General features: G+C 64.1%; 19 protein-coding genes. 5 read left to right on the forward strand and 14 right to left on the reverse strand.

Features of this window, described 5'->3' with window-relative positions; translation table 11 throughout:
* Positions 1–77 precede the first annotated feature (77 nt).
* A complete protein-coding gene (locus IZU87_RS00220; RefSeq protein WP_213113348.1) occupies positions 78–2966 on the reverse strand; it encodes a ComEC/Rec2 family competence protein in 2889 nt (962 codons plus the stop codon).
* A gap of 201 nt (positions 2967–3167) precedes the next feature.
* Between IZU87_RS00220 and IZU87_RS00225 the strand changes: the two genes are divergently transcribed.
* A complete protein-coding gene (locus IZU87_RS00225) occupies positions 3168–3749 on the forward strand; it encodes a DUF2062 domain-containing protein (RefSeq protein WP_043331907.1) in 582 nt (193 codons plus the stop codon).
* A 96-nt stretch (positions 3750–3845) separates the two neighbouring features.
* Here the strand turns inward: IZU87_RS00225 and IZU87_RS00230 are convergent, their stop codons facing one another.
* Together IZU87_RS00230 and IZU87_RS00235 are read right to left on the reverse strand one after the other, a co-directional pair.
* Positions 3846–4568 (reverse strand): ABC transporter ATP-binding protein, encoded by a 723-nt coding sequence (locus tag IZU87_RS00230; RefSeq protein WP_054555014.1) that lies wholly within the window; start codon positions 4566–4568, stop codon positions 3846–3848.
* Between the two features lie 52 nt (positions 4569–4620).
* Complete coding sequence (locus IZU87_RS00235; protein ID WP_043332064.1) at positions 4621–5865, reverse strand: lipoprotein-releasing ABC transporter permease subunit; 1245 nt, start codon at positions 5863–5865, stop codon at positions 4621–4623.
* A 253-nt stretch (positions 5866–6118) separates the two neighbouring features.
* On the opposite strand from IZU87_RS00235, the gene IZU87_RS00240 reads away from it, so the two are divergent.
* The 3 genes from IZU87_RS00240 to IZU87_RS00250 all read left to right on the forward strand — a co-directional run bounded on the left by IZU87_RS00240 (position 6119) and on the right by IZU87_RS00250 (position 9260).
* A complete protein-coding gene (locus IZU87_RS00240) occupies positions 6119–7180 on the forward strand; it encodes an agmatine deiminase family protein (RefSeq protein WP_213113349.1) in 1062 nt (353 codons plus the stop codon).
* A complete protein-coding gene (locus IZU87_RS00245; protein ID WP_213113350.1) occupies positions 7180–8100 on the forward strand; it encodes a carbon-nitrogen hydrolase in 921 nt (306 codons plus the stop codon). The genes IZU87_RS00240 and IZU87_RS00245 overlap by 1 nt, the downstream gene beginning before the upstream one ends.
* Positions 8101–8390: 290 nt before the next feature.
* The gene (locus IZU87_RS00250) at positions 8391–9260 is read left to right on the forward strand and encodes a DNA replication terminus site-binding protein (protein ID WP_213113351.1); all 870 of its coding nucleotides are present in this window, start codon (positions 8391–8393) and stop codon (positions 9258–9260) included.
* Positions 9261–9325: 65 nt separating this feature from the next.
* Here the strand turns inward: IZU87_RS00250 and IZU87_RS00255 are convergent, their stop codons facing one another.
* The 11 genes from IZU87_RS00255 to IZU87_RS00305 all read right to left on the reverse strand — a co-directional run bounded on the left by IZU87_RS00255 (position 9326) and on the right by IZU87_RS00305 (position 20565).
* Positions 9326–9658 (reverse strand): YrhK family protein, encoded by a 333-nt coding sequence (locus IZU87_RS00255; protein ID WP_213113352.1) that lies wholly within the window; start codon positions 9656–9658, stop codon positions 9326–9328.
* A gap of 129 nt (positions 9659–9787) precedes the next feature.
* A complete protein-coding gene (gene sthA / locus IZU87_RS00260; RefSeq protein WP_043331912.1) occupies positions 9788–11179 on the reverse strand; it encodes a Si-specific NAD(P)(+) transhydrogenase in 1392 nt (463 codons plus the stop codon).
* A 132-nt stretch (positions 11180–11311) separates the two neighbouring features.
* Positions 11312–11563 (reverse strand): (Na+)-NQR maturation NqrM, encoded by a 252-nt coding sequence (gene nqrM, locus IZU87_RS00265; protein WP_043331913.1) that lies wholly within the window; start codon positions 11561–11563, stop codon positions 11312–11314.
* Between the two features lie 218 nt (positions 11564–11781).
* The gene (locus IZU87_RS00270; protein WP_249330355.1) at positions 11782–12855 is read right to left on the reverse strand and encodes an FAD:protein FMN transferase; all 1074 of its coding nucleotides are present in this window, start codon (positions 12853–12855) and stop codon (positions 11782–11784) included.
* Positions 12856–12858: 3 nt separating this feature from the next.
* A complete protein-coding gene (nqrF, locus tag IZU87_RS00275) occupies positions 12859–14091 on the reverse strand; it encodes an NADH:ubiquinone reductase (Na(+)-transporting) subunit F (protein WP_043331915.1) in 1233 nt (410 codons plus the stop codon).
* A gap of 25 nt (positions 14092–14116) precedes the next feature.
* Entirely contained in the window at positions 14117–14737 is a 621-nt protein-coding gene (gene nqrE, locus IZU87_RS00280) for an NADH:ubiquinone reductase (Na(+)-transporting) subunit E (RefSeq protein ID WP_043331916.1), read from the reverse strand.
* Between the two features lies 1 nt (position 14738).
* Positions 14739–15407 (reverse strand): NADH:ubiquinone reductase (Na(+)-transporting) subunit D, encoded by a 669-nt coding sequence (locus tag IZU87_RS00285; protein ID WP_043331917.1) that lies wholly within the window; start codon positions 15405–15407, stop codon positions 14739–14741.
* A gap of 2 nt (positions 15408–15409) precedes the next feature.
* Entirely contained in the window at positions 15410–16192 is a 783-nt protein-coding gene (locus IZU87_RS00290; protein ID WP_043331918.1) for a Na(+)-translocating NADH-quinone reductase subunit C, read from the reverse strand.
* Between the two features lies 1 nt (position 16193).
* On the reverse strand, positions 16194–17426 hold the full coding sequence (locus IZU87_RS00295; RefSeq protein ID WP_043331920.1) for an NADH:ubiquinone reductase (Na(+)-transporting) subunit B: 1233 nt from the start codon (positions 17424–17426) through the stop codon (positions 16194–16196).
* Positions 17426–18775, reverse strand: coding sequence for a Na(+)-translocating NADH-quinone reductase subunit A (locus tag IZU87_RS00300; RefSeq protein WP_054555019.1), 1350 nt, complete (start codon positions 18773–18775; stop codon positions 17426–17428). Before IZU87_RS00300 ends, IZU87_RS00295 begins: the two co-directional genes overlap by 1 nt.
* Before the next feature lie 341 nt (positions 18776–19116).
* Positions 19117–20565: a glyceraldehyde-3-phosphate dehydrogenase gene (locus IZU87_RS00305; RefSeq protein ID WP_043331922.1), complete on the reverse strand. Its 1449-nt coding sequence runs from the start codon at positions 20563–20565 to the stop codon at positions 19117–19119.
* Positions 20566–21120: 555 nt separating this feature from the next.
* Between IZU87_RS00305 and mfd the strand changes: the two genes are divergently transcribed.
* Positions 21121–24648, forward strand: coding sequence for a transcription-repair coupling factor (gene mfd / locus IZU87_RS00310; RefSeq protein WP_213113353.1), 3528 nt, complete (start codon positions 21121–21123; stop codon positions 24646–24648).
* Positions 24649–24668: the final 20 nt, after the last annotated feature.

Here is a 24668-nt window from a genome sequence, read left to right on the forward strand (position 1 = left end):
CGGGCACCATTGTTGTCGTGTCAGATGTCACGCGCCATCCCTGTCGCGCAGGCCGTATGAATCCGCCATGCATCTGATCATTCAGCGGATTTTACCCCAAGGCACCTCACTCCGATACCGCCAGCCCTGCGCGCTGGTTGCAGCCGCTCCCCCTGCGGCGACCACTCCCAGTGCAAGGCACCATCCAGCCCGACATGCCAGAGACACTCGACATGACGCGCCAGACGCTCCACCACGTCCGGATGCGGATGACCATGCGGATTGTAGCGACCGGCGCTGACAATCGCGTGACGCGCCGCCAGGCTCTCAAGCCAGGCATCATCACTGCTGGAGCGGCTGCCGTGATGTGCGACCACCAGCAACGGCAAGCTGCGCCCGGCCAGTCGCTGGCGCAGCGTCGCCTGCAACTCGCGCTCCTGCTGCTGGCCGATATCGCCGGTCAGCAACGCCAGCGGGCGGGCGCCATGTGCTATCAAGACCACACAGGAGTGCGCGTTGTCACGTCGGGCCTTCAACCCTGCTGGCGGCCACAGCACCTCAAGGCGCACGGGGTGGCCCTGCAGCTGACCAAGGGTGATGCTGCGTCCGGCGACACACTCCCGCATCGCCACCTCATCGAGCCAGCTTACCTGACGCTCCAGTCGCGCCCGCTGCCCGGCCGGCACCCACAGGGCGGCGATCTCCTCGGCAGACAGGGCCTGCAGTCCACCGGCGTGATCACCATCCCCGTGACTCATGATCACGCCGAAAGGCTCTCCCGCCACGGGCATTGCCCCCGGCAAACGGGCGCTGGTATTGCGCGACGCCGCCCCCAGGTCGTAACGCCAGTGCCTCGGCACCTGCCGTAACGCGCCTGTCGAGTCACTCGCACTCGACGCCAGATGACTGTGCAGCGACAGCGCCAGCCCCTGCCCGACATCGTGCACCGTCAGACTGAGCGCGGGCGCCCGGGGCGAGAACGAGGCGGCTTCTGTCGCGCGCGCACCGGCGTCCTGCCCGACGGTGGCCAGCGCCGCCGGTGACCACGGCAAGGCCAACACCGCCAGTGACAGCCCCCAGCAGAGTGCCACGCTGCCACACAGGCGCTTCAGACGGCCATCGAGGCCCGGCACCCCCTCCGCCAGCCAGGCACCCAGCAGGGCCATGACCGCGAGCGTCAGGATCAGGGCCGAGGGAGTGGCGTCCGACAGGCCCGCCGCCATTGGCGCCTGCGGCCAGCGCCCCTGCGTCGACGCCAGCGAAGGCAAGGTCTCCATCGTCTGCGCCATGCCCTGTGCCAGCAGCTGCCATAGACCGCCACTGAACACACCATCGGCGAGCATCGCCGCGGGCCGTGACGGGACGAGTCCCGTGAACAGCAACAGCTGCTCGAGTCCCGCCAGCCCCCAGCCCAGCATGCCAAGCGGCACGATCAATAGCGTCACCAAGGGCGCCATCACCAGATTCATCGGCAGCGACAGCCAGGACAGCTGGCCGCGCGAAAGCAGCAGGGCCGCGCCCATGACCAGTGTCAGCAACCACTGGCTGCGCAACGTGGCCAGATACCAGCCGCGCATTCCTCGCGGTCGCGAGCGGCCCTGCCAGGCCAGCAGCAACACCGCCACGGCGATGAACGACAACCAGGTGCCCGGGCGCCACAGCGCCAGCGGGTCCAGCCCCAGCACCAGAATCAGCGCCAGCATCCAGACCTGCCAGACACCCAGGCCGCTGCGGCCACTCGCCATCCAAAGCCCGACCGTCACCATCAAGGCGGCGCGCAATGCCGGCGGCGCCAGGCCTGCCAGCAAGGCGAAACTCCAGGCCGCCAGACAGGCAAGCCACCAGGGCGCAACGCTGAATCGCCACCCGCCCGGGCGCCAGAGGCGCAGCACGCCGAAACTCAGCCCAAGCACCAGGCTTGCCATCAATCCGACATGCAGCCCCGACACCACCGCCAGATGCGTCAGTCCCGTGGCGTTCAGCGTGTCCCAGTCGTCGTGGGTCAGTGCCGAGACCTTGCCCAGCGTCAATGCTGCCAGCCAGCGACAGGTCGACCCCGGCCAGTCGACCAGTGCCTCGCCCTCGCCACAGCGCTGCCATAGAGCCTGCTCGGCATGCAGGCGCAGTGCTGCCAGCCCGCCGGGTGGCGCCAAGCGCTGCGCCAGGGACAGTTGGCGCACGTAACCCGTGGCGACGATACCTTCGCGCCATAGCCAGGCGACACGATCAAACTCCGCAGGGCTCGCTGAGCGCCCGAAGGCCGGGTTGCTGGTGCCATGAGGCGGCACCAGACGCACGACCATGCGCCAGCGCTCACCGGCCTGCCAGGGAGTCGCCAGCGCCTCGCGTGTCGCAACATCGCGAGGCAGCTTGCGTGGCCAGTAGCGCCGAAGCTGGACCCGCTGATCCAGCAGCCGCTGACAGGCGGCCTGACGCCCGGCATCCGCGCTGGGTGCCTCCGTCGTCTGGAAGAGATCACAGCGCGAGACACGCAGCACCAGGCGCACCGAGTCATCAGGGGTCGGCAGTGCGCGATTGACCTGCTCGACCCGGCCTTCCAGCCACAGCTCCTGGCGCGTCAGCGCCTCCGCCATCACGAGCGGCTGCTGCAGAAGGCCTATCACCAGTCCGACCCCCAGCGCTGCCGAGAGTCGCAGGCTCAAGGCTCCGAGCCGAGAGCGGCGTGACTCAGCGTCGGGAGCAGAGTGCGCGAAAGCACGGGAGGGAATGGCGGCCAAGACCCCGGCCACCATCAGCCAGCAGAGCAGCAAGGCGGCCAACAGCAGGTTGTCGCTCAGCGTCATGAAGGTGGCCCAGCCATGCGCCCCACTCTCTTGCGCGCCGAGCCCTGCCGATGAGCGTGACTGCCAATCCGCGCCCCACTCGCCCTGGCGTGACAGCCAGATTCCCGCCACCAGTCCCGCCAGCAGCTGGGCCAGCGAGGCCGGTGACAGCCAGAATCGAGCGGGATGGGACGATTTATTCACGGTGGCGCCTGACATGTTGCTGGCCTCTTGCAAGGTCACCCGTGGCGCAGCCCGTCAGGCATGGCGCGGGCTTTGCTGTACTCAGTGCCGAATCGAGACACGCGGGTTGCAGATCACGAACCGGATAACTGCGCAGTCAGCATGGCAGTCCTGTAGCCATGTATGGATAATGGCCGGCGTTGAATGCCAAATGGCCAAGTCATGCCTCGTCGTCTACTCAAGCGGCTCATGCCGGAACCGGATGCCCTCAAGCGCAAGAAGTCGCTGCGCTTCATGCATCACCTGATCGCCGATCCCGCACTGTGGGCGTTGTCGCGACGTACTGTGGCCAATGCCTGCATGGTGGGGCTGTTCTGTGCGCTACTGCCGATTCCCTTCCAGATGGTGGTGGCCGCCTTCGGTGCCTGGGCACTGCGCTGCAACCTCGCGCTGTCGGTGGGTCTGGTGTGGGTGACCAACCCGCTGACCATGCCGGTGGTCTACTACGCCACTTACCGCGTGGGTGCCTGGATGCTGGACACGCCCGCACGCGTGATGCCGGACCAGGTCTCCGCGGCCTGGTTCGCCAATCAGCTGGAAGACATCCTGCCCGCCCTGGCGCTGGGTTCGCTGGTCAGCGCCGTCGTCCTCGCGCTGCTGGCCAACATGCTGGTCCGCCTCTTGTGGCGCTATCAGGTGGTGCGCAACTGGCGCAGCCGCCGCAAGGCGCGCCTGGCCGCCAGGCGCTGCAGCAAGGAGCAGTCGTCACGCCAGAACGCTGAGCAGGACACGGACAAGCTCTGAACACTGCCGACAGACACGCATGAAAAACGCCCCGCCATCTCTCGATGGCGGGGCGTTTGGCTTTCAGGCATGGCGTGAATCAGTCAGCGGCTCGACTCAGTCCTCGTGCAGCTTGCCGCCGTCCAGGCGCAGCACACGGTGCTGGTGCGCAGCCAGACCGTTGTCGTGGGTCACGATGATGAAGGCCGCCTGCGCCTCACGCGCGATGTCATCCATCAGCTCGAGAATGCGCGCCGCCGTGGTCTGATCCAGGTTGCCGGTCGGCTCATCCATCAGCACCAGGCTCGGGTCCGTCACCAACGCACGCGCGATGGCGACGCGCTGACGCTCGCCTCCGGACAGCTCGCCCGGCTTGTGATCGGCGCGCGGCGCCATGCCGACCCGCTCCAGCAGCTTGCGCGCCTTGACGGCGGCCTCGGCGCGCTTGTGGCCACGGATGATCAACGGCATCGCCACGTTCTCTTCGGCACTGAATTCCGCCAGCAGATGGTGGAACTGATATACGAAGCCGATGTGCTGATTGCGGAAGCTGCCCAGCGCCGACTCGCTGAGTTCGGACAGGCGCTGGCCGGCCACCTTCACGATGCCCTGGCTGGGATGGTCCAGCCCGCCGAGCAGGTTGAGCAGCGTGGTCTTGCCGGAGCCGGAGCTGCCGACGACGGCGACTCGCTCACCGGCATGCACGCGCAGCTCCAGCTCGTCGAGCACCTGTACCTCTTGCGGGCCCTCATCGTAACTGCGACTCAGGCGCTCACAGATCAGCATCGGCTTGCCGTGGGCCTGACCCGGCGCATGAGTGTCAGAAGCCGGCGTCGGCATGGCGGTGTCTCCAGCAGCGGAACGGATGGATGCATCAGACGGTGTCGACGGATTACTCATAGCGCAGCACCTCCGCCGGCTGGATGCGCGAGGCGCGCCAGGCCGGATACAGCGTCGACAGGAAGCTCAGCACCAGCGCGGAGCCGATGATGATGCCCATGTCGCTCATCTCGAGGCGCGATGGCAGATAGCTGATGAAGTAGACGTTGGGGTCCAGGAACTGGATACCGAAGGTCGACTGCACCCAGGCGATGATGTCGGAGACGCTCAGCGCCAGCGCCACACCGGCGATGGCGCCGATGATGATGCCCATCACGCCGATGGTCAGCCCCTGCACGATGAAGATGCCCATGATGGAACCGGGCCTGGCCCCGAGGGTACGCAGGATGGCGATGTCGGCGTGCTTGTCCGTCACCATCATCACCAGCGTCGAGACGATGTTGAAGGCCGCGACGGCGACGATCACCATCAGCAGCAGGCCGATCATGTTCTTCTCCATCTGGATGGCGGCGAACAGGTTGCCGTGGGTACGCTTCCAGTCCATGCCGCGATACTGCGGCCCCAGCTGACTGACGATGTCGCGGGTGACCTGATCGGCGCTGAACAGGTCATCGAGTTTCAGGCGCACCCCCTGGACGTCGCCTTCCTTGAAGCGCGCCAGCTTGGCCATGTCCGAGATATCGGTGTAGGCAAGGCTGGCATCGACGTCCGCGCCGACCTTGAAGATACCGGTCACCGTGAAGCGCTTGAGGCGCGGGAAGATACCCCCGGGCGTGATGGAGGCCTCGGGCACCAATAGCGTGACGCGATCCCCCACGCCGACGCCCAGGTTGCGCGCCAGCAGCTCGCCCATCACGATGCCCCAGCTGCCGGGCGTGAGATCCGCCAGACTGCCCTGCACCATATGCTCGCTGATGATCGAGACCTGGTCCTCCGCGGACGGATCGATGCCGGTGACCAACGCGCCCTTGTTGCGGCCGTTGGTGGTGAACATGCCCTGCTGCTCGATATAGGGCGCCGCACCGACGACATGCGGCTTCTCGCGCAGCTTGCCGGCCAGCGTCTCCCAGTCGGTGACGCTGTCACGCGCCTCGACGCGCACATGCGGCACCATGCCCAGCACGCGGGTGCGCAGCTCGTGGTCGAAGCCGTTCATCACCGACAGCACCAGAATCAGCACGGCGACGCCCAGCGACAGCCCCAGCATCGAGGTCAAGGAAATGAAGGAAATGAAATGGTTACGGCGCTTGGCGCGGGTATAGCGCAGGCCGATCAGAAAGGGTAGGCGATCCAGCAGCATCGAAGTCGATTCCTTGGGTCAGGGTCGCGGGCCATGATACGCATTCCGCAGGCTCGGCGCATGGAGCCATATTCGAACGCAGTTTGCCAGCCTTCGTCTGTGGCCAACATGAACCGCCAGCATGGCAAGACATGTGCACGTCAGACGCCACAGGGCTAGCGTCGGCGCATGGCTCTGCTATCATCGCGCGCCGAGTCCGCGGCATTGCGGCTTGCGCCTTTATCGTTACCTCTTCATCAGGGAGATGCCCATGGCCACCCGTCTGCTCGCCGAATGGCACCCGCAGGACGCCATCCAGCTCAGCTGGCCCAGCCCGCACAGTGACTGGCGCGAGATGCTCGAGAGCATCGAAGCCACCTGCGAGGCCATGGTGATCGCCATCAGCCGCTATCAGCACGTGCTGATCAGCGTCAGCGATGACGCCACCCGCGAGCGCCTCGCCGCGCGCTTCGCCGGTTTCGGCGTGCCCGCCGAGCGCCTGCATCTTTTCGTGGCGCCGCTGGATGACACCTGGACGCGCGACCATGGCCCCATCACCATCGAACGTGATGGCCAGCCGGTGCTGCTCGACTACACCTTCACCGGCTGGGGCGGCAAGTTCGAGGCCGCCCGCGACAATGCCCTGACCCGCGCCCTCGCCGCGCAGGGGGCTTACGCAAGCCCGGTGGAAAGCCGCGACTTCATTCTGGAAGGTGGCGGCATCGAGAGCGACGGCCAGGGCACCCTGCTGACCACCGAGGCCTGCCTGCTCAACGACAACCGCAATGCCGGCCTGAGCCGCGCCCAGGTCGAGGCGCAACTCAAGGCCGATTTCGGGGTCAAACGCGTTCTGTGGCTCGCCAATGGTCATCTGGAAGGCGATGACACCGATAGCCATGTCGACACCCTGGCGCGCTTCTGCGACCCGCGCACCATCGCCTATGTCCGCTGCGATGATCGCGACGACCCGCATTACCCGGCGCTCAAGGCGATGGAAGCCGAGCTTGAAGCACTGCGCGACGCCAATGGCGACCCCTACTTCCTGGTGCCGCTGCCGTGGCCGGATGCCTGCTTCGATCCGGACGACAGCCATCGTCTGCCGGCGACCTACGCCAACTTCCTGATCATCAACGGGGCCGTGCTGGTGCCGACCTACGCCGATCGTCACGACATGATCGCCCTCAAGGCCCTCGCCAGCGCCTTCCCCAAGCGTGACATCATTCCGGTCGATTGCCGCGCCGTGATTCGCCAGCATGGCAGCCTGCACTGCATGACCATGCAACTGCCCAAGGGCACGCTGGCCACCTCGAACACCTCTCAAGGAGCACTGTGATGACTGCTTCCCGCCGTACACTCAAGGTCGGTGTCGTCCAGCAACAGGGCTGGCCCGACAAGGACACAAGCCTGGCGGCCAGCGAAGCCGCCATTCGTCGCCTTGCCGCCAATGGCGCTGAGCTGGTGATGCTGCAGGAGCTGCATGCCAGCCACTACTTCTGCCAGACCGAAGACACCGAGATCTTCGATCTCGCCGAACCCCTCGAAGGCCCGACCACCCAGCGTCTGGCCGGCCTGGCCGCCGAACTCGGCCTGGTGATCGTCGGCTCCATCTTCGAGCGCCGCGCGGCGGGCGTGTATCACAACACCGCCGTGGTACTCGACAAGGCCGCTGGCCTGGTCGGCACCTTCCGCAAGATGCACATCCCGGATGATCCCGGCTTCTACGAGAAGTTCTACTTCACGCCGGGCGATGCCCCCAGCGCACAGTCCCCGCGCCGCGGCTTCGAGCCCATCGACACCTCGGTCGGCCGTCTGGGCGTGCAGGTCTGCTGGGACCAATGGTATCCCGAAGGCGCACGCCTGATGGCGCTGGCCGGTGCCGAGATGCTGCTCTACCCCACTGCCATCGGCTGGGACCCGCGCGACGATGAAGCCGAGCAGACGCGCCAGAAGGATGCCTGGACCCTGATCCAGCGCAGCCACGGCGTCGCCAATGGCGTGCCGGTGATCGTCGCCAACCGGGTCGGTCACGAAGCGGACCCGACGCCTGCCAGCGAAGGCATCCAGTTCTGGGGCGGCAGCTTCATCTGCGGCCCTCAGGGCGAGCTGCTGGCGCATGGCGGCACCGAGCCCGAGGAGCTGCTGGTCGAGGTGGACCTGGCGCGCGGCGAGGACGTGCGCCGCATCTGGCCTTACCTGCGCGATCGTCGCATCGATGCCTATGGCGATCTCACCGAGCGCTATCGCGACCGCTGAGCCCATCGGGCTTTTGCAGGTGCCGGCCTGACAACAGCACCCTGTCGAGATCACACAGACCCCCGCAGAGACAGGAGGGCGCCCAGCGTGGCGCTCTCTTCTGTTTCAGTCTGTCGGCGCCGGCGCAGCCGGCCTCTCCCGTCACTCCATCCGGGTGGTTCAGTCTCTCGGAGCCCCTCTTCTGTCCGCGCATGCCGCCATGGTCTGACTTGCCATCCCGGTCACGCTAGGCTAAACAAGATAACGCGATAAAAAATCACGTCTCCCTTGCTGCAATCAGGACGCAGAGCATGCCCGAATACCAGTTGATGGCCAGAATAGAAGCGGCCTTCGATACGCAGATCAGTGCCGCCGATCAGGTCATCACCGCGGTCAGAGAAGAGAATTCGCCACTCTGGCGGCTGGATGGCGTCAGTGCCGATAGCGAATGGCTCAACCAGGCGTTGCAGGACGTGTGGTATCAGGATGGCCAGGACGGCCGAGTCACCCGCCCCTATCTGGGCGTGGTCGCGGCAGGCCCGACGGTGATCGAGCGCGTTGCGGCGCTCAACGCGGCCAAGGAGCAGCTAGCGGAGCTCTTCGCCGAGCTGCGCGAGAAGTATCCCGACCAGCTGGCCGAGCTGAAGGCAATTCTGCCCTTCCGCCATCCGGGGCTGAACCAGCACCTGAGGGGCGATGGACTGGCGCGGCTGCATCTCAAGCAGTGCTGGCGGCGGGTGCCGGTGGCAGAGGCACCGGTGGCGCGAGTGCGCTTCGCCTGGTACAGCTCTGGGCGCTCGATCCAGCGCGTCAGCGTGGCGGAGTGTGAAGCCTTGCTGATGAAACTGGATACCGAGGCCGAGCACGTACGCCTGCAGCTCAAGCTGCTCGCTGGCTTGCCATCGGATGAGATTCTGGCCCGCATCCAGCCCCAGGCACCGCTGATGCGCGCCAACCTGTTCTATCGTGAGCCGGTGATGCGCGAAGACGGCGAGCTACGCACGCGCCGCGCGCTGAATGTCTCTCTGCCGCTTTTCCTGCCGCATGATGACCTGCGCCTGCCCGCTCTCAACCAGCCAAGCCCGACGCCGCCCACCGAACGCACCCGCGCCCGCCGCGGCGACGTGCGCATCGAGGACACGCCCTTCCTCAAGAGTCTGCGTGTGCATCGCTATCGCTGATCCCTAGAGCAAGAGAGCCTGAGAGCCTGAGAGCCTGAGAGACAGTCAGGCCGTGAAGCCGCCTGCTAGAGGTCCAGCGCCGATTCGGGCATCCGCTTGAGGTGCATGCGGCGCGCCAGGCGAATCACCGGCTTGAGCGTCAGCTGCAGCGAGCCGATCACGAACAGCCAGATTCCCAGTGTCATCCACTCTTCCCAGAAGAAGCACACGCTGCCGATAGTGAACAGCAGGCCCAGCACCAGCTCATTGATGATGCTGGCCAGCTCATAACGGCGGTGGATGATCAGCTCCTCATGGCCAAGCCGCAGCGTGAGGTCCGAGGTCGGATCATCCTGCAGGGTCTCGCGTGACTGCGTGCCCGACTGGCGAGTGTCGTGTTGCTGTTGATCATCCTGCATGCGTCATTTCCTCAAGGCTCATCAACAAGGTTTCCCAGTTGGGAGCCCGACAACCATAAGGCCCCGACATCAATGATGTCGGGGCCTTGTGGTGTGCCTTCAAGTCAGCGGGCGCGAGGCCCGTGCCGCTCAGAACAGACGGTTGAGTCCATTCATGGCCGCGACCCGATAGGCTTCCGCCATGGTCGGGTAGTTGAAGGTGGTGTTGACGAAGTACTTGAGCGTATTCGCCTCACCCTTCTGCTGCATGATGGCCTGACCGATGTGCACGATCTCGGACGCCTGGTCACCGAAGCAGTGGATGCCGAGGATTTCCAGCGTATCGCGATGGAACAGGATCTTGAGCATGCCGACGGTATCGCCGGTAATCTGGGCGCGGGCGGTGTCCTTGAAGAACGCCTGCCCCACTTCGTAGGGGATGCGCGCCTCGGTCAGTTCGGACTCGCCACGCCCCACCGAGCTGATCTCGGGGATGGTATAGATGCCGGTCGGCACCTCATTGACGAACTTGAACTCTTCCCCCAGCAGGTTGGCCGACGCGAAGCGGCCCTGATCGTAGGCGGCGGATGCCAGGCTCGGCCAGCCGATCACATCGCCCACCGCATAGACGTGGTCCAGCTCGGTGCGGTACTGATCATCGACGGTCAGCTGACCGCGGCCGTTGGCCTGCAGGCCGACATTCTCGAGACCGAGGCTATCGGTGTTGCCGGTACGGCCGTTGGCCCACAGGAAGGCGTCAGCACGCAGCTTCTTGCCGGACTTGAGGTGCACGACCACGCCGGACTCATCGCCCTCGATGCGATCGTATTCCTCGTTGTGACGCACCAGCACGCCGTTGTTGCGCAGGTGATAGGACAGCGCGTCGGAAATCTCGTTATCCAGGAAGGACAGCAGACGATCACGCGTATCGATCAGGTCGACCTTGACGCCAAGGCCGGAGAAGATCGAGGCGTACTCGGAGCCGATGACACCGGCGCCGTAGATGATCAGCGTGCGCGGCGTGTGTGACAGCCCCAGGATGGTGTCGGAGCAGTAGATGCGCGGGTGGCGGAAGTTGACGTCCGCCGGGCGGTAGGGACGCGAGCCGGTGGCGATCACGACCTTCTCCGCGTGCAGCTCCTCGACCCCTTCATGGGCATCGCGCACCACGACGGTGTGCTCGTCCTTGAAGCGCGCGGTACCGAAGAACACATCGATGCGATTGCGGGCGTAGAAGCGCGTACGCATCTCGACCTGCTGCTCGATGGTGCGGCGTGAACGCTCCAGCACCTTGGGGAAGGAGAACCAGCGCGGCTCGCCGATATCGCGGAACATGCGATTGGTGTTGAACTCGATGATCTGCTTGACCGCGTGGCGCAGCGCCTTGGAAGGGATGGTGCCCTTGTGGGTGCAGTTGCCGCCCACGGAAGACTGAGCCTCGATCACGGCGACACGCTTGCCATGCTTGGCCGCGTTGACTGCCGCGCTTTCCCCTGCCGGACCGGTACCGATCACGACGACATCGTAGTTATAGACTGCCATGAGACTCGCTTTGCTCCTTGATTGTTCGTAGACCGGCCCTGACACGTACGGTCTCACCTCGCGGTGACACTGCCATGTCAGGGCCGGTAGCAGGCCTTGCGGCCGGCGGGCTCTGAGCCATCAGAGCAGAAATCAGCGACGTGCGGCGTCGTAGGCCAGATCGCTGGCCGGCTTGCCGCCACTCTCTGCCATCAGACGCTGGCGATCCTGCTCCTTCTCGCACTCCTCGTCCTTGCCGCCACAGATGTCACAGCCATCCTTGAGCCCGAGGTTGTTGAGACCACCGCAGGAGCCGGCGATCGGCTTGCGGCCCATCAGGACACCGACGGCCATCACGCCAATCAGCAGCAACATCGCGGCGAATACCAGTAACCAGATCGTCATGTCATTCCTCCCGGGGCATGGCCCCAATGTGAACCTCTCGCGCGGGTCGGCTCCAGCGCAGCTTGCACCCTGTCGATCCTGTGGATCATCCAGGACAGCATCCAGAAGATGCCATGCAATCCGAGCTTCCGACCCTGTCGGAGGCGTGTCTCGACAGATGGCAGATGAGAAAGCCCGGCCGGCTACCTCTCGGCAGACCGGCTCTCGATAGGCCGGGCTCAGGCGCCGGCTTCATCTGCGGGCTTCATGTCGCCTGTCGCCGGCGCGTCCTTCAGGTAGGGCGCGAATGCCGGACTCCAGGACTGTTTGAAGCCATCATCCGTTTTGACAATGAAATAGGCGGCAATGTTCTCGCGAATTGCGATCGTCATTGCCTTCTCGGCGCCCAGCACATTGAGTGCCGTGGCCCAGGCGTCCGCACTCGCGCAATCCGGCGTGATCACGGTCACCGAAGCCAGACTGTGCTGGATCGGTCGACCGGTACGTGGATCGATCGTGTGCGAGTAACGTACGCCGTCCTGCTCGAAATAGTTGCGGTAATCACCGGAGGTGGCAACCGCAGCATTGCCGGGATCGATGACCCGCTGCACCGAGCGCTCGAAGGACTTCGGCGCTTCGATGGCGATCCGCCACGGCTTGTGGCCGGGCTTCTCACCCTTGACGCGAATCTCGCCACCGACTTCGACCAGATAGTTCTCGATGCCATTGGCTTCGAGCACATCGGCGACTCTGTCCACCCCATAACCCTTGGCGATCCCCGACAGGTCGGCATACACCGGCTTGCGCCTGATCACCGTATTGCCATCGAGCTCCAGCGCCAGATGATCGACCTTCTCCAGCGCCCGCGCGATCTGTTCATCGCTCGGCGCCTTGTCGAGACGCTCATCCGGGCCGAAGCCCCACAGATTGACGGCCGGGCCGACGGTGATATCGAAGGCCCCGTCGGAGCGCTTGCCGATATCCTGCGACTCGGCCAGCACCTGCGCCAGGCCATCCGACAGCGTGATCGGCGTATCCAGCGGCGCCTGATTGAGCTTCGAGAGCTCCGAGGCGTCCTTGTAGGTCGACATCTGCCAGTCGACCTTGTCGAGCGCCTCGAGGCTCGCCTGCTTGAGCGACGCCACCTCATCGGCATCCAGATCCGCAGCCACCGTGACATGGAACCCGGTGCCGAAGATGGGGCCGGCGAAGCGATGCAACTCAGGGTTGCTGGAATTTTCACAGCCTGCAACCAGCAGGGCCAGCCCCATGAGGGCCGGCCCTGCCAGTCGTCTTGCGACGCGTGACATCATCGATCAACCACCGAAGTCATCGAGCAGGATGTTCTCCGGCTCTACACCCATGTCGGTGAGCATCTTGACTACGGCGGCGTTCATCATGGGCGGCCCGCACATGTAGTACTCGCAATCCTCAGGCGCCGGGTGGTCCTTGAGGTAGTTTTCGTACAGGACATTGTGGATGAAGCCCGTCGGGCCTTCCCAGTTGTCCTCAGGCTGCGGATCGGACAGCGCCAGGTGCCATTCGAAGTTCTCGTTCTCTTCGGCCAGCTTGTCGTATTCCTCGTTGTAGAACGACTCGCGCATGGAGCGCGCACCGTACCAGAACGACATCTTGCGCTTGGAATTCAGACGCTTGAGCTGATCGAAGATATGGCTGCGCATCGGCGCCATGCCGGCACCACCACCGATGAAGACCATCTCGGCGTCGGTGTCCTTGGCGAAGAACTCACCGAACGGCCCCATCACGGTCACCTTGTCACCCGGCTTCAGCGAGAAGACGTAGGTGGACATCAGACCCGGCGGATGCTGGGAATTCGGCGGCGGAGTGGCGATACGGATGTTGAACTTCAGGATGCCGTACTCTTCCGGATAGTTCGCCATGGAGTAAGCACGGATGACCGGCTCTTCGTTCTTGTGCTGAACGTTGAACAGACCGAACTTCTCCCAGTCACCACGATACTCTTCTTCGATGTCGAAGTCGGAGAACTTGATGTCGTAGGCCGGCGCTTCCAGCTGCACGTAACCACCGGCGCGGAAGTTGACTTCCTCGCCTTCCGGCAGCTGCAGGTTCAGCTCCTTGATGAAGGTCGCGACGTTCGGGTTGGCGGTGACGGTGGTTTCCCACTTCTTCACGCCGAAGATCTCTTCCGGCACTTCGATCTTCATGTCCTGCTTGACCGGGACCTGGCACGACAGGCGCCAGCCTTCCTTTTTCTCACCCATGGTGAAGTGGGATTCTTCGGTCGGCAGGATGGAACCGCCGCCTTCCGAGATCCGGCACTTGCACTGGGCACAGGAGCCACCGCCACCACAGGCGGAGGACAGGAAGATGCCGTTGGCGGCCAGGGTCTGCAGCAGCTTGCCGCCGGCCTGGGTCGTCAGGGTGTTGGCGGGGTCGTTGTTGATCTCGATCTGGACGTCACCACTCGAGACCAGCTTGCTGCGTGCCGCGAGAATCACGAGCACCAGGCCGATAACGACCACGGTGAACATGACGACGCCGAGCACGATGATGGAGGTATCTACCATTTCGATTTCCTTATGCTCGGTTGCGTTACAGCTGGACGCCGGAGAAGGACATGAAGCCCAGCGACATCAGGCCAACGGTGATGAAGGTGATGCCCAGACCCTGCAGGCCAGCCGGCACGTCAGAGTACTTGAGCTTCTCGCGGATACCGGCCAGTGCAGCGATGGCCAGTGCCCAACCGAAGCCGGCACCCACGCCATAGATGACGGACTCACCGAAGGTGTAGTCACGCTGCACCATGAACAGGGCCGCACCGAGGATGGCGCAGTTGACCGTGATCAGCGGCAGGAACACGCCCAGCGCGTTGTAGAGCGCCGGCACGAACTTGTCGAGGAACATCTCGAGGATCTGGACGATCGCCGCGATGACGCCGATGTAGGACAGGTAGCCCAGGAAGGACAGGTCGATGCTCTCCGCCCCTTCCAGCCCCGTCCAGGTCAGTGCGCCTTCACGCAGCAGGTAGTTCAGGATCAGGTTGTTGACCGGAACGGTCACCGCCAGCACGACGATGACGGCCACGCCCAAACCGATCGCGGACTGGATCTTCTTGGACACCGCCAGGAAGGTACACATGCCCAGGAAGAAGGCCAGTGCCATGTTCTCGACGAACACGGCCTTGATGAACAGGCTCAGATAGTGTTCGAACATGTTACACAGCCTCCTTGATCTTGGTGTTGGCGGTAATCTTGTACTCCGCCTTCTCGACCTGCTCCGGGTAGATGCTGCGCAGCACCCAGATGAACAGACCGATGACGAAGAACGCGGACGGCGGCAGCAGCATCAGGCCGTTCGGGATGTACCAGCCACCGTCGTTGACGGTCTGCAGGATGGTCACGCCGAACAGGGAGCCGGAACCGAACAGCTCACGCACGAAGCCGACCACCAGCAGGATCACGGTGTAGCCGAGACCGTTGCCGATACCGTCGATGAAGCTCATCGTCGGGCCATTCTGCATGGCGTAGGCTTCAGCGCGACCCATCACGATGCAGTTGGTGATGATCAGACCGACGAAGACCGACAGCTGCTTGGACGTCTCGAAGGCGAAGGCCTTCAGCGACTGGTCGACCACGATGACCAGCGAGGCAATGATCGTCATCTGCACGATGATGCGGATGGACGACGGGATGTGATTGCGGATCAACGAGATGAACATGCTGGAGAACGCTGTCACCAGGCATACCGCGATACCCATGATCAGGGCGGTGTTCATCGAGTTGGTCACCGCCAGCGCGGAGCAGATACCGAGGATCTGCAGCGCGATGGGGTTGTTCTTGAAGATCGGCGTCGTCAGGACACCTTTAGGAGTTTCGGCTGCCATCATTACGCTCCTTTGACGTCACGGAACTGGGTCAGGTACTTGGCGAAGCCATTCTCACCCATCCAGAACTGCAACAGGTTGGTCACGCCGTTGCTGGTCAGGGTAGCCCCTGACAGCGCATCGACCTGGTACTTGGCATCCGGAGAAGACGGATTCACGCCGCCCTTCTTCAGGTGCACTTCCGGGTCCATGCTGCCTTCGGGATAGATCTTCTTGCCATCCCACTGGGCCTTCCACTTCGGGTTGTCGACTTCGCCGCCAAGCCCCGGAGTTTCGCCCTGCTGGTAGAAGGAGAGACCGACCACGGTGTTGCCGTCACCCTTCAGTGCCAGATAGCCGTACATCATTGACCACAGGCCGTTGCCGCGCACCGGGACGATGATCTCGTCCGGCTGCTCGACATCGCCGACCAGGTAGACCACGGAGTACTGCTCACGACGCTTGATGCCCGGCAGGTCTTCGTCGCCAGACAGGGTGCGTGAGGTAGCCGGGTCCTTGGACATCTTTGCCTGGTCGTACTTCTCCGGGTCGATGTCGTCGACGTATTCACCGGAATCCAGGTCCACCACCTTGGCGGTGACCTTGTCCCGGAACTGCTGACCGATGTCCTCACCCGGTTGCAGCAGCTCGGCGACCGCGAGGATGTTGCTCTTGCGGTCCAGCTCGGCATTGGTCATCTGCATCGGACGCAGCACGACCGCTGCGGTGGAAACCACCACCGAGCAGACGATGCACAGCCCGAGCGCGACGCCGAGGGTTTTCTTGATGGAGTTGTTGCTGGCCATGTCAGACGGTCTCCTCGTTCGCGATGCCGGCAGTCTCGCGCTTGACGCGGCGCTTGATGTTGGCCTGCACGACGAAGTGGTCGATCAGCGGAGCGAACAGGTTGGCGAACAGGATCGCCAGCATGATGCCCTCCGGGAAGGCCGGGTTGGCGACACGGATCAGCACGGTCATCACGCCGATCAGTGCACCGAATACCAGCTTGCCCTTGTTGGTCATGGACGCGGAGACCGGATCGGTGGCCATGAAGACCATGCCGAAGGCGAAGCCGCCGATGACCATGTGCCAGTACCACGGCATCTCGAACATGGCATTGGTGTCGCTGCCGATGGCATTGAACAGTGCCGAGGTCGCGATCATGCCCAGCAGGACGCCCAGCATGATTCGCCACGAGGCGATACGCGTCCACAGCAGCACTGCGGCACCGAGGAAGATCGCCAGTGTGGAGACCTCACCCACCGAGCCCGGAATGAAGCCGAGGAAGGCGTCGGTCCAGCTCATCTGCTGCATCAGGGCACCCATGCCGTCCTGCGCGGCAGTGGAGAGCGCGGTCGCACCGGTGAAGCCGTCTGCCGGCACCCATACCGCGTCGCCGGAAATGCTGGCCGGGTAGGCGAAGTACAGGAAGGCACGGCCGGAGAGTGCCGGGTTGAGGAAGTTCTTGCCGGTACCGCCGAAGACTTCCTTGCCGATCACCACACCGAAGGTGATACCGAGCGCGACCTGCCACAGCGGAATGGTCGCCGGCAGTGTCAGGGCGAACAGCACCGAGGTGACGAAGAAGCCTTCGTTGACCTCGTGGCCGCGACGCATCGCGAACAGCACTTCCCAGAACCCGCCGACCGCGAAGGTCACCAGATAGATGGGCAGGAAGTAGGTGGCCCCCAGGATGAAGTTGGCCCACACGCTGCCGGCATCGTGGCTACCCGCCAGCAGCATGACGATGGCTTCACGCCAGCCGCCCAGTGCGCTGTAACCGCCAGCGATGGCCTCGTTGGCCTGCAGACCGGCGTTGTACATGCCGAAGAACATGGCCGGGAAGGTACACATCCAGACCGTGATCATGATGCGCTTCAGGTCGATGCCATCACGCACGTGGGTGGTGCTGCGCGTGACGCTCGCCGGCGCATAGAAAATGGTGTCCACGGCTTCGTAGAGCGCGTAGAACTTCTCGTACTTGCCACCTTTGTGGAAGTGCGGCTCCAGGTTATCCAGAGTCTGTCGAATGCCCATCATCAGACCTCTTTCTCGATCGTGGTGAGGTTGTCACGCAGGATGGGACCGTACTCGTACTTGCCCGGGCACACGTAGGTGCACAGCGCGAGGTCCTCTTCATCAAGCTCCAGGCAGCCAAGCTGCATGCCGGTCTCGATATCACCCACGATCAGCGAACGCAGCAGCTGCGTCGGCAGAATGTCCAGCGGCATGACCGCCTCGTACGCGCCCACCGGCACCATGGCACGCTCGGAGCCGTTGGTGGAGGTGTTCGGGCGGTAGTCGGTCAGACCGGTCAGCTTCGACAGGTAGATACCCAGCACCGAGTGACGCTTGGCGCCCATCGACAGCCAGCCCATGAAGGCACGCTTGTTGCCTTCCTCGAGCAGGCTCACCTGATTGTGGTAGCGGCTGACGAAACGCAGCGCCCCTTCACAGGTCAGGCCGGAGAACACCGAACCGGAGATGACACGCGTATCTTCCGGCTGCTCGACTTCGCCCTTGAGCAGCTCTTCGGTGCTGGCGCCCAGACGGGTGCGCAGCAGACGCGGCTTGGTGGCACGCGGGCCACCGACGGCGATGACGCGCGTGGTGTCCAGGCGACCTTCCGCCAGCAGCGTACCGATGGCGACCACATCCTGATAACCGACATGCCAGACCTGACGCTGCAGGCTGACCGGTGCGAGGTGATGGATGTGCGTGCCCGGCAGACCCGCCGGGTGCGGGCCCTTGAAGGACTCGCTGACCACACCGGAGACGTCGCCACCCGGGATATCAGCACCCGGTGCCTGGCACAGGAACACCTTGCCTTCGGTCAGACGCGTCAGTGCGACGAGCCCCTGACGGAAAGCGGCTTCCTGGCCCTTGAGCACCACGGCCGGATCCGCAGACAGCGGGTGGGTATCGATGGCGGTGACGAAGATGGCTGCCGGCTTGGCATCCAGCGCCGGCACGCGCGAGAACGGGCGGGTACGCAGCGCCGTCCACAAGCCGGACTCGACCAGCTGGTCGACCACGACCTGACGTTCGAGACCTGCAATGGCGGCATCGCCATGTGCAGTGAATTCCACAGCTTCGCCCTGCGCGTCGATCTCGATGACCACGGACAGAAGCTTGCGCTTCTCGCCACGATTGATCTCGACCACAGTACCGGCAGCAGGCGCGGTGTAACGGACGCCCGGGGTCTTCTTGTCAGTGAACAGGAGTTGCCCCTGCTTCACCTTGTCCCCTTCACGGACTTCCATCGTCGGCTTCATGCCGACGTAGTCAACACCCAGGATCGCTACGCGACGAACGGGCTGCGCATCCTCGATACGCTGCTCCGGCGCCCCGGCGATGGGGAGATCCAGGCCACGTTTGACTTCGATCATAGACTCGCCCAATTGTCGGATCTGATGTTGTTCAGGAAAGATCACCCATCGTAGATACGCCTCGAGGCCGATAATTGACCAGGCAACCTCGCGATTTTCGCGTATCAGGCAATGTGAATGCTTTTCTTATCAGACGGTTGGAGGTGTAGCCCAGAGATTGGACCGGCCCAAAAAAATCCGGCTCATTATAAAGATGCGAGGCCGGAAAGACCATACGACACTAAAGTGGTGCACACGCCGAAAACGCCAACGCCCCCGCCATCATTGAGGGCGGGGGCGTTGTAACAGCAGGTATTTATTTCAATTTTTCGCAAGTCACGCCACAGACGCGGCGCATTGACTCAGCGCGTCGGGAAGTAGCTGAAACGCACGTTGGACATGTGCTGCAGAATACGCACCACCTGACAGCTGTAACCGAACTCGTTGTCGTACCACACGTACACGACGGCCTGCTTGTCGGTGACGATGGTCGCCTGGCCATCGACGATGCCGGAATGACGGTTGCCGACGAAGTCCGAGGACACCACTTCACAGGAATCGACGTAGTCGATCTGCTTCTGCAGCGAGGAATGCAGCGAGGCGGTGCGCAGGAAGTCGTTCATGCGCTCGGCGTCGCTTGCGGTGTTCAGGGTCAGATTGAGGATCGCCATCGAGACATTGGGCGTCGGCACGCGGATCGCGTTGCCGGTCAGCTTGCCGGAAAGCTCCGGCAGCGCCTTGGCGACGGCCTTGGCGGCACCGGTCTCGGTCAACACCATGTTGAGGGCCGCGGCACGGCCACGACGATCACCACTGTGGAAGTTGTCGATCAGGTTCTGGTCATTGGTGTAGGAGTGCACCGTCTCGACGTGACCCTGACTGACACCGTACTCGTCGTGCAGCACCTTCAGCACCGGCACGATGGCGTTGGTGGTACAGGAGGCCGCGGAGATGATGCGGTCATCATCGCTGATGTCGGTGTGGTTGACGCCGTAGACGATGTTCTTGAGATCGCCCTTGCCCGGCGCCGTCAGCAGCACCTTGGCCACGCCCTTGCACTCCAGGTGCTGACCCAGGCCCGCTTCGTCACGCCACTTGCCGGTGTTGTCGACCACGATGGCGTTGTCGATGCCGTGCGCGGTGTAATCGATCTCGGTGGGCGAATTGGCGTAGATGATCTTGATGTAGTTGCCGTTGACGATCAGCGCCGAGTTTTCCTCATCGACGGTGATGCTGCCCTCGAAGGGACCGTGCACCGAGTCGCGACGCAGCAGGCTGGCCCGCTTCTCCAGGTCATCCTTGCTGCCACGCACCACGATGGCGCGCAGACGCAGCAGGTTACCGCCGCCAGCCTTCTCGATCATGATGCGCGCCAACAGGCGGCCGATACGCCCGAAGCCATACAGGACGACGTCCTTCGGGTCGCCGCCCATGCCGCCTTCGACGTAGCCACCGACGATGTCGGCCAGCTCACGCTTGAGGAAGGCGGTGATGTCCGTCTCGTCAGAGCGCTTGAAGGCGACGGCCAGCTTGCCGATGTCGACGTGGGCCGGGCCCAGGTTGAGCTCGATCATCGCGCGCACCAGCGGGAAGGTGTCTTCCACTGACAGCTCGACGCCTTCGGCCTTGCGCACCCAACGGTGGTTCTTGAGGATGCGCACCATCGAGCGATTGATCAGCGAACGCCCGTAGATGGAGGGCACAACGTTGAAGCGGCGGTAGAGATCTCCCAACAGCGGGATCATCTGCTCCGCGAGGGCTTCATTGTCCTGCCACTGCTTGAAACAGGCTTCGAGATTCTCTTGGCTCACGGGTGCATCCTCTCACGTGCGGGCAAATAATGATGGTCGTCACCGAGCGTTTGGCGACGCCGGACAAGGCCAGCTGAGTATGCGTAACGCGGCTATGCACCACAATGAAAGGATGGTCGCACGCAGGGTAGTAGTGCTACAGAATCAACGATTTGACTACAAAAGCGTTTCCCTCATCCCGCGCTCGGCCATCTGTGTCCACGGTGCTGAAAAGCGCATCACTTGCCCCCATATAGCGACTGACTTGCTATGATCAAGCGCGACTCCTTTCATGGCGGCGACTGACGTTGCAGCCCCTTGCGCTGCGACAGCTTGCGTTGAAGCGCGCCTGCCTTGTTGCTCTCCGGAGTATTCCGCGCGCTTTTGAATGTGCCGTACACCCGAGAGGCTGCCTTGCGCCCATGAGTCGCTCAGCGTCATCTGCATGCGTGGGCCGCTCACCGCGAGCGACTGACCCAGCACCTTATTCACTCGGGCCCTGCCCGTGACGTCATCCCGTGCCGTGAACGCCGCAAGGCGTTGCGCCCAAGCCCAGGACACAAGACACCAGAGCCCATGTTCGAGACTCCGCTGACGCCCCCGTTGCCGCGCTCGCGCCGCGAAACCACCTTCTGGATGCTCAATGACCCCAGCGCCGCGGCGCTGGCGCTGGCGCGACTGGCCGATGCCGATGAAGCGCCGCTGATGGTCATCACGCCGGACACCGCCAGCGCCCAGCGCCTGGAAGCCGACCTGCGCTTCTATACGCGCCACCCCGAGCGCCTGCTGCCCTTCCCCGATTGGGAAACGCTGCCCTACGACAGCTTCTCGCCGCACCAGGACATCGTCTCGGAGCGTCTGCGCACCCTGCGCACCCTGCAGACCAGCCGCCGCGCCATCGTGCCGGTACCGGTCAACACCCTGATGCAGCGCCTCGCGCCGGTGGATTACATCGCAGGCCAGGTCTTCAGTCTCGCCAAGGGCGACATCCTCAATCGCGAAGACTTCCGCTCACGCCTGTCGCGAGCCGGTTACCGCGCGGTGGAGACGGTCTACGAGCCGGGCGAATACGCCCTGCGCGGCGCATTGATCGACCTGTTCCCCATGGGCAGCGAACAACCGCTGCGCATCGACCTGTTCGATGACGAGATCGACACCCTGCGTGCCTTCGACCCTGACACCCAGCGCAGTGGCGACAAGGTCGAGGCGATCGAGATTCTGCCCGCGCATGAATACCCGCTGACGCGTGGCGCCATCGCCTGCTTCCGCGAGGGCTTCGAGACACTGTTCGATGTCGACCCGCGCCAGTGCATTCTCTACAACGACGCCATCAAGGGCATTCCCTCGCCGGGGCTCGAGCAGTACCTGCCGCTGTTCTTCGACGAGACCGCGACGCTGTTCGATCACATGGGCGACGAGCTGCGCATCGCCATGCTGCCCGGCGTGCGCGAAGCGGCCGAGAGCCACTGGGACGCCATCACCACCCGCTACGCCAATCTGGGCGTCGACCCGACACGCCCGCTGCTGCCACCACACCGCGCCTTCGTGCCGGTCAATGAGCTGCTGGGCCTGATCAAACAGCATGAGCGCATCGAGCTGGTACGTGAACCCAATGCCCACGCCATCGAGTTCGGCCACCAGACCCTGCCGAGCCTGGCCATCGATGCGCGCAGCGCCGACCCGACCCAGGCCCTGGCCAGCTTCCTCAAGCAGCGCCTGAACGGCGAGCATGCCCAGCGCGTGCTGTTCGTCGCCGAGACCCAGGGCCGCCGCGAAGTCGTCGAGGAGCAGCTCACCCCGCTGCTGCGCGGCTTCGGGCTGCGCAGCCTGGATGACTTCGCAAGCTTCGAGCACTTCGTGGATAGCCCAGCCGCCGTCGGCCTGACCGTCGGTGGCCTGACGCATGGCACCTGGGTGGCCAGCGCGCAGGCAGAAGATGCGCTGTCCAGCGATGACACCGACAGCCACAAGGGGCTGGTGGTCATCACCGAGACCGAGCTCTACGGCGAAGTGGTACGTCAGAGCCGCCGCCAGGCGCGCGCCACCGATGACAACGAGCTGGCCGTGCGTCACCTCTCGGAGCTGCGTGAAGGTGCGCCGGTGGTACACCACACCCACGGCGTTGGCCGCTATCTGGGGCTGGAGACCATCAACGCCGGGGGTCAGGAGGCCGAGTTCCTCGCGCTCGAATACGCCGATGGCGCCAAGCTCTACGTGCCGGTGGACAGCCTGCACCTGATCTCGCGCTATTCCGGGGCCAGTGACGAGCTGGCACCGCTGCACAAGCTGGGCTCCGAGCAATGGGAGAAGGCCAAGCGCAAGGCGGCCGAGAAGATCCGCGATACCGCCGCCGAGCTGCTGGATGTCTATGCACGCCGCGAGGCGCGTGTCGGCCATGCCTGTGACTTCCCCGCCGAGGACTACGCACGCTTCGCGGCCAGTTTCCCCTTCGAGGAAACGCCGGACCAGGCGCAGACCATCGGCGCGGTGATCCAGGACATGTGCGCGCCCCAGCCGATGGACCGCGTGGTATGTGGCGATGTCGGCTTCGGCAAGACGGAAGTCGCGATGCGCGCCGCCTTCCTCGCCGTCAACTCCGGCCGTCAGGTGGTGGTGCTGGTGCCCACCACCCTGCTCGCCCAGCAGCACTACGACAACTTCCGCGATCGCTTCGCCGACACCGCGGTGGAGATCGCCCTGCTGTCGCGTTTCACCAGCGGCAAGGGCCAGGAAGCCTCGCTCGAGCGCATCAGAAACGGCCAGGCCGATATCGTGATCGGCACTCACAAGCTGCTCTCCAAATCGCTGGAGCTGCCCAACATGGGGCTGTTGATCATCGATGAGGAGCACCGCTTCGGCGTCTCCCAGAAGGAGCGCCTCAAGAGCCTGCGCGCCGAGGTCGACATCCTGACCCTGACCGCCACGCCGATTCCGCGCACGCTGAACATGGCGATGAGCGGCATCCGCGACCTGTCCATCATCGCCACGCCGCCGGCGCGCCGCCTGTCGGTGAAGACCTTCGTCCAGCAGCGCAACGACGGCGTGGTCAAGGAAGCCATCCTGCGCGAGCTGCTGCGCGGCGGGCAGGTCTACGTGCTGCACAATGAGGTCAAGACCATCGAGGAGAGCGCCGCGCGCATCGCGGAGCTGGTGCCGGAAGCCAATGTCGGCGTCGCCCACGGCCAGCTGCCGGAGCGCAGCCTGGAGCGGCGCATGTCGGACTTCTATCACAAGCGCTTCAACGTGCTGGTGTGCTCGACCATCATCGAGACCGGCATCGATATCCCGAGCGCCAACACCATCATCATCGAGCGCGCCGACAAGTTCGGCCTGGCCCAGCTGCACCAGCTGCGTGGCCGCGTCGGGCGCTCGCATCACCAGGCCTACGCCTACCTGCTGACCCCGCACCCCAAGGCGATGACCCGCGATGCGGTCAAGCGCCTGGAGGCGATCAGCGAATCCCAGGACCTCGGTGCCGGCTTCACGCTGGCCTCCCATGACATGGAGATCCGCGGTGCGGGTGAGCTGTTGGGTGACGAGCAGTCCGGCCAGATGGAAACCATCGGCTACTCGCTGTACATGGAGATGCTGGATCGCGCCGTGAAGGCCATCAAGGCGGGCAAGACGCCCAATATCGAGTCGCCGCTGGATGAAGGCGTCGAGGTCAGCCTGAATCTGCCGGCACTGATTCCGGCCGATTATCTGCATGACGTCCAGCAGCGCCTGATGATGTACAAGCGCATCAGCAACGCCGAGAACGCAAGCGACCTGCGCGAACTGCAGGTCGAGATGATCGACCGCTTCGGCCTGCTGCCGGAACCGGTCAAGACGCTGTTCCGCCAGACCCAGCTGCGCCAGCGCGCCCAGGCATTGGGCATCATCAAGCTGGAGGCCGGCGCCGGACGTGGTCGCATCATCTTCGGCGCCCAGACGCCGGTCGACCCGCTGACGCTGGTCAACCTGATCCAGCGCCAATCGGATGTCTACAAGCTGGAAGGCGCCGACACGCTGCGCTTCGCCACCGACATGGATGACGCCGAGAAGCGCTTCAGCTTCTGCGAGACCCTGCTGGACCTGCTCAACGCCAAGACCAAGGCGGCCTGACGCGCCCTGCGCTGCCAGGC

The organism is Cobetia sp. MC34 (assembly GCF_018340035.1).
Taxonomy (GTDB): Bacteria; Pseudomonadota; Gammaproteobacteria; order Pseudomonadales; family Halomonadaceae; genus Cobetia; species Cobetia amphilecti.

Excerpts from the sequence above, each read along its gene's own strand:
- IZU87_RS00225 (WP_043331907.1), top strand. The coding sequence starts at position 3,168 with ATGCCTCGTCGTCTACTCAAGCGGCTCATGCCGGAACCGGATGCCCTC.
- IZU87_RS00230 (WP_054555014.1), bottom strand. The coding sequence starts at position 4,568 with ATGCCGACGCCGGCTTCTGACACTCATGCGCCGGGTCAGGCCCACGGC.
- IZU87_RS00240 (WP_213113349.1), top strand. The coding sequence starts at position 6,119 with ATGGCCACCCGTCTGCTCGCCGAATGGCACCCGCAGGACGCCATCCAG.
- IZU87_RS00245 (WP_213113350.1), top strand. The coding sequence starts at position 7,180 with ATGACTGCTTCCCGCCGTACACTCAAGGTCGGTGTCGTCCAGCAACAG.
- IZU87_RS00250 (WP_213113351.1), top strand. The coding sequence starts at position 8,391 with ATGCCCGAATACCAGTTGATGGCCAGAATAGAAGCGGCCTTCGATACG.
- IZU87_RS00255 (WP_213113352.1), bottom strand. The coding sequence starts at position 9,658 with ATGCAGGATGATCAACAGCAACACGACACTCGCCAGTCGGGCACGCAG.
- sthA (WP_043331912.1), bottom strand. The coding sequence starts at position 11,179 with ATGGCAGTCTATAACTACGATGTCGTCGTGATCGGTACCGGTCCGGCA.
- nqrM (WP_043331913.1), bottom strand. The coding sequence starts at position 11,563 with ATGACGATCTGGTTACTGGTATTCGCCGCGATGTTGCTGCTGATTGGC.
- IZU87_RS00270 (WP_249330355.1), bottom strand. The coding sequence starts at position 12,855 with ATGATGTCACGCGTCGCAAGACGACTGGCAGGGCCGGCCCTCATGGGG.
- nqrF (WP_043331915.1), bottom strand. The coding sequence starts at position 14,091 with ATGGTAGATACCTCCATCATCGTGCTCGGCGTCGTCATGTTCACCGTG.
- nqrE (WP_043331916.1), bottom strand. The coding sequence starts at position 14,737 with ATGTTCGAACACTATCTGAGCCTGTTCATCAAGGCCGTGTTCGTCGAG.
- IZU87_RS00285 (WP_043331917.1), bottom strand. The coding sequence starts at position 15,407 with ATGGCAGCCGAAACTCCTAAAGGTGTCCTGACGACGCCGATCTTCAAG.
- IZU87_RS00290 (WP_043331918.1), bottom strand. The coding sequence starts at position 16,192 with ATGGCCAGCAACAACTCCATCAAGAAAACCCTCGGCGTCGCGCTCGGG.
- IZU87_RS00295 (WP_043331920.1), bottom strand. The coding sequence starts at position 17,426 with ATGATGGGCATTCGACAGACTCTGGATAACCTGGAGCCGCACTTCCAC.
- IZU87_RS00300 (WP_054555019.1), bottom strand. The coding sequence starts at position 18,775 with ATGATCGAAGTCAAACGTGGCCTGGATCTCCCCATCGCCGGGGCGCCG.
- mfd (WP_213113353.1), top strand. The coding sequence starts at position 21,121 with ATGTTCGAGACTCCGCTGACGCCCCCGTTGCCGCGCTCGCGCCGCGAA.